Source organism: Reichenbachiella agarivorans, from assembly GCF_025502585.1.
GTDB lineage: Bacteria > Bacteroidota > Bacteroidia > Cytophagales > Cyclobacteriaceae > Reichenbachiella > Reichenbachiella agarivorans.
In genome coordinates, this window is the sequence record NZ_CP106679.1 from 2547690 (window position 1) to 2564173 (window position 16484).

The window sequence follows — 16484 nt, forward strand, 5'->3', positions numbered from 1 at the left end:
GAGACCTTCTCATGGCAAAACCTTACAGATGCGCCTGAGTAGAAGGTGTGGGTTGTATCGGATTTATGACAGCTGCATGTGCAGTATCGGATAGGGTTTACCCGAAGCATCCAACTCTGATCGGCCGATAGTCTTGAACCCCTCATGCTCGTAAAAGCCAATTGCTTGTTGATTTTGCTCATTGACATCTACTTTGATGATGCCTAACTCAGCTACAGCATATTGCAATAGTATTTTACCAATGCCTTGACCTCTCACGCTAGGGTGGACAAATAGCATTTCAAGGTTATCCTCAGCAGCACCAACAAAAGCGATGATTTTCCCTTCTTCGTTCCGCACACCTCTCAGCTCCACAGCATACAAATATTCATTGAGGATGAGTGGCTTAAAGTAAGCAATGTCCTCTTCCTTCAAAAAATCATGCGTAGCTCTGACGGATGCTTCCCATACATCTAGCACCACTGTGTATTCATTTTCTTGGATTGAATCAATTCTCATATCTGCCTTCCTCATAATTGTACTACAATCTATAAAACTACCTCTTCTTCCCATGCAGTTTCTGGTAGTTCCATCTCGACAGCAGTGCCAATAGTACCACACTCGCCACGATCCAGTACACGAACTGTGGGATTGGTACAGGGTCTCCTTTGGCATAGGAATGCAAACCTGCCAGGTAGTAGTTGACCCCAAATGAGGTCATGATGATGCTGAAAAAAGCCACGACACTTGAGAGGCTGTAGACGTAGAGGTCGTTGAGTTTGGGTACGAGGCGCAGGTGTAGTACGGTGGCATAGACGATCACTGAGATCAAGGCCCAGGTCTCTTTCGGATCCCAACCCCAGTAGCGTCCCCAGGATTCGTTGGCCCAGACGCCACCCAAGAATGTCCCGATGGTCAACATGAACAAGCCGATGGTCATCGACATCTCTGAGATGTAGCTCAGCTCTTTCATGCTATTGTACAACCTGTCGTTACCCTTTTTCTCTACGATCATAAACGCCAGCGTCAAGATGCCTAGCAAAGCAGATAGTGCGAGTGGTGCATAGCTACTCACGATGATCGCTACGTGGATTTTGAGCCAGTAGGATTTGAGCACGGGTACGAGATTGGTGATCTCAGGATTGAGCCAATCTAGGAAGGCTACAAACAACAGCGTCCCTGCAAACAAGGCCGCCAAGGGAACAACAAAATCAGATTTCTTATAAAAGCCAAATCCAAACAGCATCAATGCCCACGACACCAAAATGATCATCTCATAGCCATTGCTCCATGGTGGGTACTGCGCAGCATACCAGCGCAAGATCAGATTGAAAGTCAAGGCAAGGAATCCTAAGAATATCAATCCTGTGAACACTTGATTCGTACGCTTCACACCTACACTCTCTGGATAGAATACCGCGAAAATCGCTACAACCAACAGTACCAATCCTACCAGCCAGAAGAAGGAGAAAAGGTGGTTGAATAGTCTCAGTTTGTTGTAGAGCAGCTCTGCTTTTTGGATGTTCTCGCTTGGGATGACAGCTGTCCCTTTGATGTTTTGGAAAGTATGGATGTAGCTCAGTGTCTCATCCGCCATTGTCCAATCTTTGTCTCTGCTGGCTTTCAAGACACTTTGGTAATACATCGGCAGGATGCGTTTGACAAACACAGAATCCTCTCCTTTGAAAGCTTCACCTTCATATTTGTCATGAAACCAAGTGTTTTCTGGATCGCCCTCTAGTGGAAATAATTTGAGGTAATAACCAGTCAGTCCTTGAAAAAAAACATTGAATCGCTCATCTACATTGATCAGTTCTTTGTCAAGATTGGATCGTTCGGAGGGCTTCTTTCTGTTGGCTTCTTCTACCAAATCGAGTAGGAGGTAATTGCCCTGCTCGTCGAGCAGATCTGAGAATGCCAGATACTTTGTTTCGTCTTTACCGATCGTTTTGAGAATCTCTCCTCCTTTTTTAGGGTCGATTTTGATGATGGGAACTGCTTGCCAGATCAGTGGATTGATTTGCATCATCAGAAACTGCTGGTCACTGTTGAGTTTCATGTCAGGTGTCAAAGCAAACGACGAACGGCCATGTACTTTGCGCAAAAACTCCGAAGACAGGGTGTTGACAGGCTTGATCCTGCCGTCCAAATCCTGGACCAGCAACTTTCCAAAATCATTGGCTTTGTCCGCAGGAATGTAACCTGATTTGAGACTTTCGAGGAAGGGTTGAACGTCTTTTTTCTCCTGCGCCGATGCGCTGCTCCACATCCCCATGATGAGCAAAAGAAAAGCGGTGACTTTCCTGACATTGAGATCAGATAGCTTTTTGTTGATGATTTGAAATCTGGAATTCTTCCAGAACAGTGTCAAAAACATCCCAATACCCAGCAAAGTATAGCCAATATAGGTTATGTTGGTTCCCCACCAATCGCTGTTGACCGATAAGACTGTCCCCAATTCATCATTGTCATAAGATGCCTGAAAAAAGCGATACCCACGGTAATCCAAAACATTGTTCATGTAGATGTGATAAGGAAACGCTGTCTCTCCATCGATCACCGTCACACGACTGGAGTAAGACGAAGGACTCACCGAACCAGGGTAACGAATCAGTTCAAAGTCTTTGAGTGCAATTTCAAATGGCAATTTGATAGGTTTGGGACCATAAGATATATCGACATGGTAGTCTGCCATTTGGATATGTTGTGTATCACTGTAGTTGCCATCAAAGGCGGGAAGCAATACTTCATGGGTCATTTGTCCATCACTTATTTTCACAAACAACAAGTCATCGAGTTGTTTGGCATTTTTTTGATCTTCTGACTGACGATATACCACTGCACTGTTGGCAAATACCTCAGGGACAACAAAAGCCACTCCTTCGCCACGGTAGAGTGCCCTCAGGTTCAGGTCTTGCAAGGTGTCTGCTTTCAAGCTACCGCCAGACTGGGTTGCCATGATCATGAATGTCAAATCCACAGGTGATTGAATTTTCAATTCTCCTTCGATCTCATAGATATTAACCGCCCCAGTCACTGGGTTGTTGAACGTCACTGGGTAGTTATTGACCAAAATCGAACCGCCAGACTGGAGGTAGAGATTCTCTCTACCGGTAGTTCCTGCCGTGACGATTGTCAAAACGGTACCGCCATTTTCTGACTGCACCACCTTTTGCTCAGCTTGTGGTACAAAAGCTGCCGCCTTGATAGACAGCTCATCCTTTTGACCGAGTGACAAGTCAAAATCAGGTTGATTGAAAAAGGATAGATTCAGTTTCTGATCCAAGGCTTCTTTATAATCGCCCTTGGAAACTTCGATTTGCAAATAGCGATCTTGGGATACAATCTCGGACGAAGCAGCTCCTTCACGAATGTGCATCAACCCCTCGAACCCGAAATAGCGAGTTACAAACGCCCCCATCAAGGTGACGATGAAAGCGACGTGAAACAGAAAAATAGGAAATTTCTCCTTTCTCAGGAGCTTATACTTGAATATGTTGCCAGCGAAGTTCAGAACGAGTAAAAACATGATCAGCTCAAACCACCAAGACTTGTAGATCAAGGTTTGTACAGCCTGCGTCCCAAAATCATTTTCTAAAAAAGTACCATAGGCCATCGCTATGGCAAAAAGCAAAAGAAGTACTGTTGTCAACTGGTTAGAAAACAATACTTTAAAAATTCCTGACTTCATATTTTTGATTTCCTTACTTCATGGAGACGGCTTTTTTCATCCCCATATTTTCCTCACGTTTCTTAGCTTCTTCTAGCCACTTAGGAATAATGTTCTTTTTAAACTCTTCCTTCTCTTTTTCCAAGGCTGCACGATCGATACCCATCAATTGCTGCGCTTTGGCCTTTGTGGAAATATCCGGGTATGGCAGTTCCTGATTGAAACCCAAAGTTGCCAGCAATCTGGCCAATTTGAGTCTCCCTTCTTCGGCGACTTCCATCGCAGAACTTACCACCCTACCCACCTCTACTGGTGAGTGAAATGAAGCCCCATGGGACGCTACTGCATAGTCCCATCTCCACTGTGCATGACGAATATCTTGCAGGATTTCCTTCATATTTTCTTCGCTAGCACCGAGCTCCCAAGCCTTACCCGCTTCCAAATGCAAACGAACTAAAACTTTCTCCAACTTCTCCATGTTTTCACCAATCTTTTGTTGTCTTGTATAGACATCTGCTACCAAATCTTCTTTGTCCTGTCTGTGGCATACCTGACAAGAGTTGGTGACATTGTTGAGGGGTGATTGAATATGGTGATCGGTGAACTTCTGTCCACCTTCTGAGGTGTAGGGCATGTGGCAATCCGCACAGGATACACCACGCTTGGCATGGATGCCAGTGCTGTATATTTCATAGCCTGGGTGCTGAGCTTTGAGCATAGGTGCTTTGCTGACGGCATGAGTCCAATCGCTAAAGTTAATCTCATCATAGTATCCTTCCATTGCCTCCACCGTCATTCCATCTCTCCATGGGAACACCAAGTAGGGCACACCTTCTTTGCCAGGCAGGTCTTTGTTGAAATAGTACTCTACGTGGCACTGCGCACATACCAGAGACCTCATCTCTTGGTGACTAGATTCGTTGATGTCTTTGCCCATCGCTTCAAAGGCCTCTATCAATGCCGGGCGAGTGATTCGCAAACTCATCGTCTCAGGATTGTGACAGTCAGCACAACCGATGGCGTTGACTACTTCAGACCCTTTGTCGGCCCATTTACCACTATAAAATTCGTCAATGCCGATCTCATTCATCAATCGTGGGACATCTGGACTCTTGCATGTCCAGCATGTACTTGGCATTGGACCTGTCCCAGGGCCAGTAGGTGCGCCAGTTCTTAGGATATTTCGTATGTCATCTACTGCATAATAATGACCTCTAGGGGCATTGTATTCTTTGGAAAATGCATATCCAGCCCATAATATGACGAGTCTTGGGTCTTTGTCCAACATGTCAACCATTTTGCTCCCACCTTGGTAGCTCTGAAAGGTCGTATCCTTGGTTTTCAAAAAGGATTGGTACTGTCTCGGAAAATTTTCTCCCCAAACTTGGTTACGCGGTTCGTTGTCCGCCAACTGCACCATAGGTTGATAAGCAAATTTTGATTCCGTTTTTCTGCTGATAATGCTGTTGGCCAGCAAGCTCAGCAAAAAAGCCGCGACTGCAGTGGCAAAGAATAATAGGACGTGTCGTTTTTTGATAGAGGCCATGGTCAGTGGATTTGGTTATTTGGAAGATTTTAATTGTTGTTTGATCCAATCAGGCACAAACTCCTTTTGTTGCTGACGGACGGACAGGGGCTCGATAAAAGCACCGATTGCTGCTAGGCTTTTGACTCTGCCATGTGGGGTTTCTCTATGGCATTCCCAGCATGCTCTGCTGGTTCTATTTTGTTCGTGATTTTCTACCCAAGCGCTCATTTTGGCATCTGTGACTTGATCCATGTGGCATCTGATACAATTGTTTTGGACTACATGTTGGGAAGGCTCTCTCATGGTGATCGTTTGGGGTTCCATCCTCATCGTATAGATGGAGGCATGATAGAGACCATCCATGGCTTTGAAGTAGTACTTGTTTACCACGTTGTTGTGTGGTACATGACAATCGTTGCACACGGTCACACTCTGGTGTGAGCTATGATCCCAAGTGATGTACTCAGGTGTCATCACATGACAATTGATGCAGGCTTTTGGATCATCCGATAAGTAAGAAACTGCGTTGGAGACTCTGAGGACATAAAAACCCAAACCTGCCATGAGGCCACATACCAAGGTAACTGGCACAATCCATTGATCGGGTGGTGTTATTCTTTTCAGGAAGCTCACATTTAGGTCATTTGGTTAGTTGTTTTTTTCGGATTTAAAAAGTTGAGGATGAAAATCCACCATCAACCAAGCCCAGTTGTTCCAAGCAGAAGCATCTCCATTGTAGCCAGTCACGAAACCTTTGATCTGCTCCATGGATTCCGTAGCAAACATCTGAGAATACCCCAGATTGATTGTCACTGCCTTGTCCAACTTCCAGGCCATTACCAAATCTACTTCAGTGCCTAGGGTACTAGAATATTGGCGACTCACATCGTTGACATCCACGATATCCACAGGGCTCAAAAACTCATGAAGGTTAACTTTCAAAGCCCAATTCTCATTGAGTTTCCAATCACTCAACAAATAAATATCTACCAATCCTGTACCGTAAGTTTCACCCTGCAAGCGATGAGGGTTGGCCAGATAAAAATAATCCATATACCCATAAAACTTGTGATTGGAACCAAACAATGGAGTAAATGAGTGATCTGAAGTACTGCCATATCCAGTACCAGACATATAATCCACTCCCAAGGTAAATGGCGCAAAATCGGTCTTGTAGGTCAAGTATCCTCCCAACATGGTCGCCGAAACATCCGCATTCACTACATTTTTTCCTCCTTGATAATAGGCTTCTCCACCTAGCTGCAGTTTGTCATTGATTTTATAATCCAGCATCACCGCATAATTCTGTAAGTTGGCGGTGACGGAGTCCGCGGCCTGTTGGTAGCCATTGTTCACAAACATGGCATTGACAGACAGCTTGTCAAAATCCTTGGTCAGCCAGATGTACTGCATGTACTTGTAGTTGACAATACCTGTATAGAAGGTGCTTTGTACTAGGGTAGGTTCGAACCCATTTTGATTGAATGCCAAACCTAGGTCAGCCTTTAGTCCAAGGTCATTCTTGTGATACATCAGGAGCAATGCATCGTGACTTCTACCCTGTGGTTGCCAGTTGGAGGCGCCAAAGAATCGCTCATTGTGATAAGCGATTGGCATTCTCCCCATTTTGAAAGAAAAATCATCTGAAAAATGATACATCCCCCAAGCTTCAGACAAATGAACGCTGTTGTTAGGATCAGCCTTGTATGGCTGACTGGTAGTACCCCACATCCGTACATCTTGTACGGTGACTTTGATTTCATATTTGTCCTGCATAAAACCCACGTATAGTCTGGTTCTTTGCTCGGTATATAGGGCAGGCTCTACATCTGGATCGTTCAATTCTTTGGAACCATTTCTAAACTCTGTTCTTGGTCTGAGTTGAGCGTCTATGGTAAACTGGGCATGAGAAGAATGAAAGCTTAATAGAACTGTAAGCAGCAACAGGCAGTAATGTTTAGTCATGATTAGCGTTTGATCCGATTCTAACTTAAAAGTACAGCTAACCCATGTACAATAGCAAATATTAAAACCTGATAAAATTCATATTTCGGAACAAAGGAAGGGTAGAGAGGATCATGTATTGAGACAGTCTCTACGAGCTTCGTAAATAGGTTGAACCTGCTACATAGATTAGGTTGTAAGACAGAAGCCCGTGTAAGCTTAGGGAGTAAGGGTGATATTATGGTTCGGTTGCAAGGGTATTTCAGTTGAGACTTTTTGAGATGCTAAAATTTCTCCATCACCAGTCTCTTGGGTTGTAGTGTGGAGCTGAGGATGATTTCAAAATCAATCACACCTAGCACGAGTCCTTCTTCTGTGAGGACTTCTACTTGCCAGGTGCCGTTCCATAGGTTGTTTTTGTAGGTGTAGCCGCGGTAGCCACCGTCTCTACCACCCGTGATGTTGAACCCTATGTCTTCGATCAATACCCATTCTCTTGTCTCTGAGTTGTATCTTTTCCATCGATGGAAAATTGACTTTTTTAAACTAGTCGGTGCAAATATGGAGGAGAAAATGTACACGTTTTCATGGGGTTTGAGAATGAATTTTAACCTGTGCTTGCGCCAAAACAAATGCCACTCGTCGGTCTCATAGGTGACGAGGTATTGGTCGTTTTCGACTTGGATGCTGTGGGCAACTATGCCGTTGCTCAGTGCCAGAGGTACGGGTGGAATCAGTTTGAAATAGTAAAACAGGGCGATCGTACCATAGACTGCCAACACGATCCCGATCAATTTTCTCTTGCGTATCTCAGCTCGTGTGCTTGGACTCATGGCATAGATCAAACCAATTAGTACCAGTGTGCACCCCAGGCTGATGAGACCCGAATAGGCGAAGATAGCTGTACTCAATTCTTTGATGAATACAGGGATCATAAAAGCAAAAAACGTAAAACTGATGAAGGAATAGACTCCAAACTGTAGGTACTTGTTGGAGATTCTTTTTTTGAGGAACTCATTGGCAACCAGTAGTGCCACAAGAATAATGAAAAAGTAGACGGTCCTAGACAAGGAGACACTCCGAGAAAAATAAACCACATAGGCACTAGACAATGCTCCAAAGAAAAACTGAATCGCCAAGGGAAAGTAGACTTCAAACCGCTCAAGGAAGGTGTTTTTCCATTTGCCATCCTCTGCCAAATTGTACAAGTATAGCGTAGCGGTGAGGCAGGTCATGTGTGAGCACAATACAAAGAGATCATATAGTCGATCAATGCGTCCCAGTGTCAATGAATCAAAAATGAAACCACCTATAAAAAACACAACAGGAGCGTATTTTTGATGTCTGCCGATAAATCTTCGAAATGCACTATCCTTGAACCTTGCCAATGTTTTTCTCATACCGTTCTCTACATGTTGTTGCTTCACACTTACACGCTATTTGTCGTGAAGCTACTTTTTTTAGACGCTAGATTGATAGTATTTAGGTTTTAGACAATAACCTAGCATCCAAATCTAAATACTAACGTCTAATTACTAATATCCAAAAAGCATACCTTTATACATTCATCCCAATTTTAAAATTATATGAAGCAAATCGTCGTAGTGGTTCTTGTGTTGATGTTGAATAGTTGTGACTGGGGAAAGGGGAGTTCTTATGACCCAACCAAAATCCAGCAGGAGTTGGACGAAGAGTTCGGGAAATATGAGGAAGAAGTAAAATCCGAAGACAAGGAATATTACCAAGCCTATAATCAAACACTTTCACTCTGGAATACACCCTATCACGAAGTGCATGTCCCGACCAGTCATGGCAAAGCACATGTCATCGTCAGTGGTCCTAAAAGCGGAGAGCCATTGGTGCTGCTGCACGGAATGAATGCCAGCTCCACGATGTGGTATCCTAATGTAAAGGCGTTGTCTCAGCACTATAGGGTGTATGCCATAGACTATCTGCTCGAACCTGGCAAGTCTCAGATGAACAAAGAAATCGGAGACATGGACGACCTGATGAACTGGTACCATGAGGTGTTTGAAGGATTGAAACTAGAGGAGTTTAGCCTGATTGGTGCATCCGAAGGAGGATGGTTGGCTGTGAGGAATGCCCTTCGTCAGGAATCTCGGGTCAAGCGTTTGATTTTATTGAGTCCTTTGCAGACTTTCATTTGGATTCCACCAGGGTTGAAGATGAGCCACAATATTACCTACTCAATAGCACCTAAGCGAGAAGATTTGCGAGACGTCTTGTCGACCATGTCCACCCAGGTAGATGAGATGGAGCAGGCCTATATTGATCAGTATTTCATCGCGACACAGATTGCAGAAAAGCGCTTGTTGATGTTTAAGATGACACCCTTTTCGGATGATGAATTGAAATCATTGACCATGCCCATTTTGGTGTTGATAGGAGATCAGGATATCGTCAACAAAGAAAAGAGCCTAGAAAACGCCAAGGAATTGCTACCCAAAGTAGAAACAGGTACCATCAAAGATGCAGGACACTTCCTATCTATGGATCAACCCAAAATAGTCAACAAGTGGATGTTGGAGTTTTTGAAGGCGAATAGTATTGAGTAATTAGATTCAAGAACCAAGATTCAAGAACCAAGATTCAAGAACCAAGATTCAAGACTAGAAAACTAGTTGAACCAGAAAACTAGAAAACCAGTTAACTAGCTGAACCAGAAAACCAGTCCAACCAGAAAACCAGTTCACTTCATCTCAAATACTTTCGTACCTTCGTGGGCTAATAAAAACAGCACAGTTAGTACGTTATCATGAATATATATCAGCAGATTACCACCGAAATCCTCAATGCATCTCATATTGTCATCACCTCTCACAAGTCACCCGATGGGGATTCTATTGGTAGTTCGCTGGGTTTGTTGCGCTTTATCGAAAAGCTGGGTAAGAAGGCTGTGATTTGTCACCCAGATGTAGCACCTGAGTTTTTGTCTTGGTTGGATTCGTCAGCGATTTTGTTGATGACGGATCAACCAGCGGAGGTCACTGCTGCTTTTCAGCAAGCAGATTTGATATTCTGTTTGGACTATAATGGTACGGATCGGATAGGGGCAGACATGCAGGTGCTGTTAGAGGCTGCCACTTGCCAGACGATCATGATTGATCACCATCTTGATCCACAGGACTTTCCTACTTTGGCGGTTTCTGATACTACAGCATCCTCTACAGCTCAGCTGATTGTAGAATTGATTGTAGAATCAGGGCATAGAGACCTGTTGGATGAACATATCGGTACGCCTTTGTATCTCGGTATATTGACAGATACGGGGAGCTTTAGATTCCCATCTGTGCAAGCTCGAACACATGAGTTACTCGCGATGCTCTTGAGTGCAGGGGTGAAGCATCACTTGATCCATGAGGTACTCAATGATAACAATACGGCTAGCCGTTTGCGTCTGCAAGGATTCGCAATGAGCGAAAAGTTGGAAATCATGGAAGATTACCATGTAGCCATTATCCCCTTGTCGAAAGAAGAGCTGGAAAGATACCAGTACCAAAAAGGTGACACGGACAACTTGGCGAACCTAGCCTTGTCAATTAAAGGCATGAAGGCTGCCATCGTGTTTTCTGAGCGTGATGGGATGATCAAAATCTCATTCCGCTCCAAAGGCCAAGAAAACCCAGTCAATGTATTGGCAGCAGAGCATTTCGATGGAGGAGGTCATGCTAACGCTGCAGGAGGTATGAGCGAATTGTCCGTGACTGAGACCTTAGAGAAGATCAAGGGGTTGATTCCAAGCTATTTTTCTAACTAGTTTAACTGGTTTAACTGGTTTAACTGGTTTTCTGGTTCAGCTAGTTAACTGGTTTTCTAGTTTTTTAGTCTTGAATCTTGGTTCTTGGTTCTTGAACCTTGACTCTATCTTACTCTAGCAGACTAATTCTCACTTTCTTGGATTTGAGTTTGCTGTTGTTGAGGTCTTTGACGAGCTGACGTACTTTGCTGCGATGTACTGCCACGAAGGCACAGTCGGACTTGAGTTCGATGGTACCGAGTTCATCTTTTTGCAAGGCGCCTTGCTTGAAGAATAAACCTGCAATGTCTCCTTTAGAGATTTTGTCTTTTCGTCCTCCTGAGATGAACAGCGTTTCCCAGTTGCTCAAGGATGGAGTCATGTCTTTGCGGATTTCTTCTATCTCTGCACCTTGTGCGAAATCAGACAGGCTTTCTTTTTTGCCCTGTAGGATGTAAGCCGTCCCGTTGCTGTTCATACGTGCAGTTCGTCCATTTCTGTGCGTAAACTCTTCCTTTTTATAGGGCAGTTCATAGTGAATGATGAAGTCAAGCTCGGGTACATCAATGCCTCTCGCTGCTAAATCAGTAGCGATCAATAGACGATGCGTCCCGTTGCGAAACTTAATCAAGGCGCGTTCTCGATCAATCTGCTCCAATCCTCCGTAGAAGCAGGCATGCCCAATGTGTCTGTCCTCCAAGTAATCTGACACGTCCTGAATCGTGTCTTTCAGACTGCAAAAGATGATGCCGTTTTTGTCTCCAAGATGCCCAATCAACTGGATCAGTGTTTCTAGTTTGTTGGATGAAGCGGAGACTACTGTACGGATTTGTAGTTGGCTTGTGGCTTCTCCGAGGTAGTTGAGTAGTTTGGGCTCTCTGATCCCCACGAAATGCGGAATCTCTGATTTCTGGGTAGCGGAGGTCAATATTTTCTTGTCGAGGTAGCGGAGTGACTCCACGATTTCTCTCATTTCTGTTTCGAATCCCACCTCCAGCGACTTGTCAAACTCATCGAGCACGAGGGTCTTGATGCCATCGATGTTGATGGTTTCGCGTCGGAAATGATCGGCGATTCTGCCGGGCGTACCTACGAGGATGGCCGGGGCGTGTTTCAGGTCTATTTTGTCCTTGGAGCCTGCACGTCCGCCATAGACAGCATTGGTTTTGAATCCGCTGCCCATCTCACGGATCACTTGCTCGATCTGGATGGCGAGCTCTCGGGATGGAACCAAAATCAATACCTGAACCATATCAGAGGCTGGATCCAACGCAGTGATGATTGGCAGGAGAAATGCCAGAGTCTTGCCCGTACCAGTGGGAGAGAGGAGGACAACCTCTGGGTGCTGAGAGATGGCTTGATGTGCATCCTCTTGCATAGGGTTGAGTTTTTCGATCCCCAGTTTTTCTAGGATGGCTTGTTGGTCTTTGATTCTTCCTGACATGTGGCAAAGGTATTCTAAATATGTCGCTGTGGAGAAACCTTCATTATATTGATGATTAAATACTTTACTGTTCTATTTTCGAGCCATGGAATTTGTTTTCAACCATCCTTATATCAGCTTGATTGTTATGATCTTATTACTCAACGCCATGGTTCACAAAGTTTCACAAAAGGAACACTCCCCACTGGCGTATTTGTTTTTGGCTGTTTTGTCACTCATAGCACAGGCATGCAGTCCTTTTTCAGGAGTAGTCAATGAGGAACTCTCAGGCAATTACTATTACAACAAGCGTAAGAGCGACATCCAATACAGTCCGATGGGCAACTGGTTTGAACTGGGCAATACCAAGATGAATGCGGATGTCGCAAGCTTTGAGGTGCTAGAAAGGGACTTTGCCAGGGATAAGAATCACGTCTATTTTAAGGAACACGCCATCGATTCGGAATTAGATGCTGCTACGATAGAAATCAGAGATTATACGATCTTTGATCAATACCATGTGTATATCCCCGTGGATTACATGCCTTACGACCTGAGCGAACAAATCATGACGGATAAGCAGCTCTATGTAATCGAGGGAGCCGATCCTAAATCATATCAGGAACTGGACAGAGACTGGGCGAGAGATGCTCAAAACTGGTTCTACAACTATCGGATCATCGCCGTGGATTACGACAGTTTTGAAATCGTCAATGACAACTTCTGCAAGGACAAAGACAAAGTTTATCTGCGCAAGAATGACATCTTATTGCCCTCAGACATAGATGCAGCGAGCTGTAAAAAACTGGATGCTCGCTATGTGGTGGACAAAGATTTTATCTACGACTTTCAAGAGTGGAAGGACGGTGAGCAGGTGGATAGATTGAGACGCTTTTCGTACCGCAGTCTGGACAATTGCCGAATTGACCGTGAAGACTACCTGATTTTTGATGACCAAGTGATCTATGATGGAGAGCCAATCAAGGGAGTAGATCAATCCACCTTTTTCGTGATGAAGGGCGACTGGAACTCCTATGCCAAGGATGCGAATCGTGTCTATTTCTGCGGAAAAGTGATCGAAGGAGCCGATCCTGCTAGCTTTGTCTTGTACAAGTACAACCTCTATGCCCATGACAAGGATTTTGTCTACCACCGTGGTGAAAAAATGCCGATGGCTGATGTAGCCACTTTCGGCCCTGCGGACAAGGACGGGTTCATCTATAGAGACAAAAATCATCGCTATGTAGGAGGCGAGATCAGGGAGGATTAGCCCTTATTCACGAGACTTTAAGTAACCTCTTTAATTTATTCTTTTACCGCAGGAGTGCGGAAGCTCCAGGCGAGTATGCGGCTGGTTTTGTTGCCTTGTCCCATGGGGATGGTTTTGACGGTGACGGCTCCTGCTTTGTCGAGCAACCAATATGCATTCTTGAGATGAGCTTGTTTGGAGATCAGGGTGGAGAACCAACGGCAAGACTTTGCGAACTGCTTACTCTCCTCGATCATGTCTCGGACGAATCTTTCTTCACCTCCTTCGCACCAGAGTTCGTTGGATTGTCCTCCGAAGTTGAGGACGGTCTTCTTTACTTTTTTGCGCTTCAGGTTTTGGAGTTTGCGGGTCGATCCCGCTTGCGCTGCAGCTTGCGAAGCGTGAAAAGGGGGATTGCACATTGTCAAGTCAAACCTTTCATCTTTTTGGATGATCCCTGTGAATATGGAACGAGCGTTGGATTGCAGTCTTAGTTCTATTTTGCCACTTAGAACGCTGTTTTGATCAATGATCTGCTGTGCAGAACGGATCGCGAGAGAGTCTATATCTGCCCCCACGAACGACCAACCGTAGGCTTGAATCCCAATGATAGGATATACGCAATTTGCACCCACACCCACATCCAAGCAACGCACCGGAGTAGATTGCTCCCCCAACAGATCAGCAATGTGATGAATGTAATCCGCTCTACCAGGAATCGGCGGACAGAGGTAGCCATCTGGGATGTCCCAGTACTCAATCTGATAATAACTACTCAGCAAGGCTTTGTTGAGGGTCTTGACAGCCTTTGGATCAAAAAAGTCAATGGATAGATCACCATAAGGATTCGGTCTGACGAAGGCCTTCAATGCAGGACAAGCCCCGATGAGCCGATCAAAATCGTATCGCTCGCGATGTAGATTGCGAGGGTGCAGTTGGCTCTTTTCTTGGGGACGTTCTTTCTTGATTGGAGGCATCTATGCTAGTGTTGATATATTGAAACCTGACAGGTTTTTTACATTATATGGCAAATGAAGTCTTAGTCTCGTTACTTTGAAATTGAATAAACCTGTCAGGTTTAACGGTACATTGTAAAATGTAAAGGTACAGCATTAGCCATATTCAAATTTTCTTATCCCTTGAATAAAAAACTAAGGTCTTTGATCGCAAAACCAATCCTGAGCATGTTGACGTGTTCGGAATAGTTGAGCAAGGATTCTGCATAGCCGTTGTAATATTGCAGGTAGATGAACTGGTCTGCCTTTTCGGTGATGCGCCAGCTTGCTGAGAGCATCAGTTTGCCTTTCCAGTCGGGGGTAAAGGATTTTCTGATCTCGGATTGAAAGATCCATTTGGGGTGTGGCCGATAACCCAGCCCTAGTTCGAAATAGGATTTATAATCCATGAGGTCCTCGTTGCCTTTGAGGTCGTCTACACGCATCCAGGTTTTGAGGGATGCGGTCAAGTCTTGCATGGGTTTGGTGATATACATGAGGGAGATGTAGTTCCATCCTCGGGATTCATCACCTCCTCGTCCGTTGGACTCATGCTCAAAAGCGAGCCACAATCCACCGTGCAGTTTTTTGTCCTTGAATAGCATTTTGCCCAGTCCCAAACTGGGATGAAAGACATGATCCCTGAATGGATACGACTTCTCGTAGATATTCCATAGGGAAGTCTGCTGGTAGGTGAAGTATAGAAAAGTATTGCCTGGGAGAGTATGTCTGGTCAATCGCTGCTTGAATCCAAACTGCAGTTTGGCATCACTGTTTTGAGCAGTAGGGTGCTCACCTAGAGTGGTACCAGTGATCAGGTAGTTGTCTCCATAGATGGTAAATGACGGCAGGTTTTGGATGCTGTCTTTGTAGTGTCGCTCTATTGCTTCGTTGGACTGGCCCAACGAAGGTTCATAGAGACATATAAAGCTGAATATCAGCAGGAATAGGATCGTAGTGTGTTTGAAGGTGCCTTGATTGATCATCAAGCTACTTTGAAATCCAGGATGTTTTTGCCCTCAAAGCTGGCAACCAACTGATCTCCTGACTTGACGCTACCTGTACCATGTGCAGGTGTCCCAGTCAAAATGATGTCTCCTGGATTGAGGGTCATAAACTGACTCACGTATGCGATGATTTCTGGCAAGGTGTACACCATCAGTGATGAATTCCCTGTTTGCACCCTGTTGCCGTTGAGATCCAATGCGAAATTGATGTCATGGGTATCCTTGATTTCGGACAACGGAATAAAGTCTGAAATAGGTGTAGCTCCATCAAATCCTTTGGCCAATGCCCACGGACCTTTGCCTTCTCTGCTTTTGGTCAAGACGTCTTTGGCGGTGAAATCGATCGAAAGAGCAACTGCATCTACATAAGACAAAGCTGACTCTTGCGCGATCATTTTTCCTTTTTTACTCACTCTGTAGGCCAATTCTACCTCGTACACCACATCGTTGGTGACCGCTGGGATTTCGAATGGAGCATTACCAGTCAAAATCGTTGTTTCTGGTTTGGTGAAGATGATAGGATCCCACTTTGGCGTGGGCATCTCTTCCACGCTGTTGACATAATTTTTGCCGATGGCGATGATAATCATTGTAGTCTATTTTTTATGATGAGTCACAAAAATAGGACTTGCTATGTAAACTACAATTGTATTGCTGGGATTAGATTGACCGATGGGTCATTGTCTCGGCTTAATATCCTGGCTCCAACTCAGGCTTGCTTCCTGAACCGGTTGGTGAAACTACAGTGTTGACAAAATTCTTCCACTAGGACGCCATTGAGGAATCCCGTGCGCATAGCCGTAAAGCGCTCGCTGTTGATGATTTCCATCAGGGATTTTTCTTTGACGTTGCCTAGGTTGATCATGGCTTTTTGATCTAGCAACAAGATGCCACTCAGCCGAGTGCGAGTATGTCGAGCACGAGGATAGTCA

General features: G+C 44.8%; 14 protein-coding genes. 3 read left to right on the forward strand and 11 right to left on the reverse strand.

From position 1 onward, the window contains the following. Nucleotides 1-63: 63 nt before the first annotated feature. From N6H18_RS10650 to N6H18_RS10675, 6 genes are all read right to left on the reverse strand, one after another. Nucleotides 64-513 (reverse strand): GNAT family N-acetyltransferase, encoded by a 450-nt coding sequence (locus N6H18_RS10650; protein WP_262308258.1) that lies wholly within the window; start codon nt 511-513, stop codon nt 64-66. Nucleotides 514-535: 22 nt separating this feature from the next. After that, nucleotides 536-3670, reverse strand: coding sequence for a cytochrome c biogenesis protein CcsA (gene ccsA, locus N6H18_RS10655; RefSeq protein ID WP_262308259.1), 3135 nt, complete (start codon nt 3668-3670; stop codon nt 536-538). A gap of 13 nt (nt 3671-3683) precedes the next feature. Beyond that, entirely contained in the window at nt 3684-5195 is a 1512-nt protein-coding gene (gene nrfA, locus N6H18_RS10660) for an ammonia-forming cytochrome c nitrite reductase (protein ID WP_262308260.1), read from the reverse strand. Nucleotides 5196-5210: 15 nt separating this feature from the next. After that, nucleotides 5211-5810, reverse strand: a complete 600-nt coding sequence (nrfH, locus tag N6H18_RS10665) for a cytochrome c nitrite reductase small subunit (RefSeq protein ID WP_316044800.1) — start codon at nt 5808-5810, stop codon at nt 5211-5213. Nucleotides 5811-5825: 15 nt separating this feature from the next. Further along, nucleotides 5826-7142, reverse strand: a complete 1317-nt coding sequence (locus N6H18_RS10670) for an alginate export family protein (protein ID WP_262308261.1) — start codon at nt 7140-7142, stop codon at nt 5826-5828. Nucleotides 7143-7405: 263 nt separating this feature from the next. Beyond that, entirely contained in the window at nt 7406-8548 is a 1143-nt protein-coding gene (locus N6H18_RS10675) for a DUF2914 domain-containing protein (RefSeq protein ID WP_262308262.1), read from the reverse strand. 159 nt (nt 8549-8707) lie between these two features. Between N6H18_RS10675 and N6H18_RS10680 the strand changes: the two genes are divergently transcribed. After that, a complete protein-coding gene (locus N6H18_RS10680; protein ID WP_262308263.1) occupies nt 8708-9697 on the forward strand; it encodes an alpha/beta fold hydrolase in 990 nt (329 codons plus the stop codon). A 200-nt stretch (nt 9698-9897) separates the two neighbouring features. After that, entirely contained in the window at nt 9898-10899 is a 1002-nt protein-coding gene (locus N6H18_RS10685) for a DHH family phosphoesterase (RefSeq protein WP_262308264.1), read from the forward strand. A 109-nt stretch (nt 10900-11008) separates the two neighbouring features. Here the strand turns inward: N6H18_RS10685 and N6H18_RS10690 are convergent, their stop codons facing one another. Then, on the reverse strand, nt 11009-12322 hold the full coding sequence (locus tag N6H18_RS10690) for a DEAD/DEAH box helicase (protein ID WP_262308265.1): 1314 nt from the start codon (nt 12320-12322) through the stop codon (nt 11009-11011). Nucleotides 12323-12449: 127 nt separating this feature from the next. On the opposite strand from N6H18_RS10690, the gene N6H18_RS10695 reads away from it, so the two are divergent. Beyond that, the gene (locus N6H18_RS10695) at nt 12450-13571 is read left to right on the forward strand and encodes a DKNYY domain-containing protein (protein ID WP_262308266.1); all 1122 of its coding nucleotides are present in this window, start codon (nt 12450-12452) and stop codon (nt 13569-13571) included. Nucleotides 13572-13606: 35 nt separating this feature from the next. On the opposite strand, the gene rlmF is transcribed toward N6H18_RS10695, so the two are convergent. The 4 genes from rlmF to N6H18_RS10715 all read right to left on the reverse strand — a co-directional run bounded on the left by rlmF (nt 13607) and on the right by N6H18_RS10715 (nt 16435). Then, nucleotides 13607-14527 (reverse strand): 23S rRNA (adenine(1618)-N(6))-methyltransferase RlmF, encoded by a 921-nt coding sequence (gene rlmF, locus N6H18_RS10700; protein ID WP_262308267.1) that lies wholly within the window; start codon nt 14525-14527, stop codon nt 13607-13609. Between the two features lie 155 nt (nt 14528-14682). After that, a complete protein-coding gene (locus tag N6H18_RS10705; protein ID WP_262308268.1) occupies nt 14683-15531 on the reverse strand; it encodes a phospholipase A in 849 nt (282 codons plus the stop codon). Next, on the reverse strand, nt 15531-16142 hold the full coding sequence (locus tag N6H18_RS10710; protein ID WP_262308269.1) for a fumarylacetoacetate hydrolase family protein: 612 nt from the start codon (nt 16140-16142) through the stop codon (nt 15531-15533). Before N6H18_RS10710 ends, N6H18_RS10705 begins: the two co-directional genes overlap by 1 nt. A 119-nt stretch (nt 16143-16261) precedes the next feature. Beyond that, a complete protein-coding gene (locus N6H18_RS10715; protein ID WP_262308270.1) occupies nt 16262-16435 on the reverse strand; it encodes an SPASM domain-containing protein in 174 nt (57 codons plus the stop codon). Nucleotides 16436-16484 lie beyond the last annotated feature (49 nt).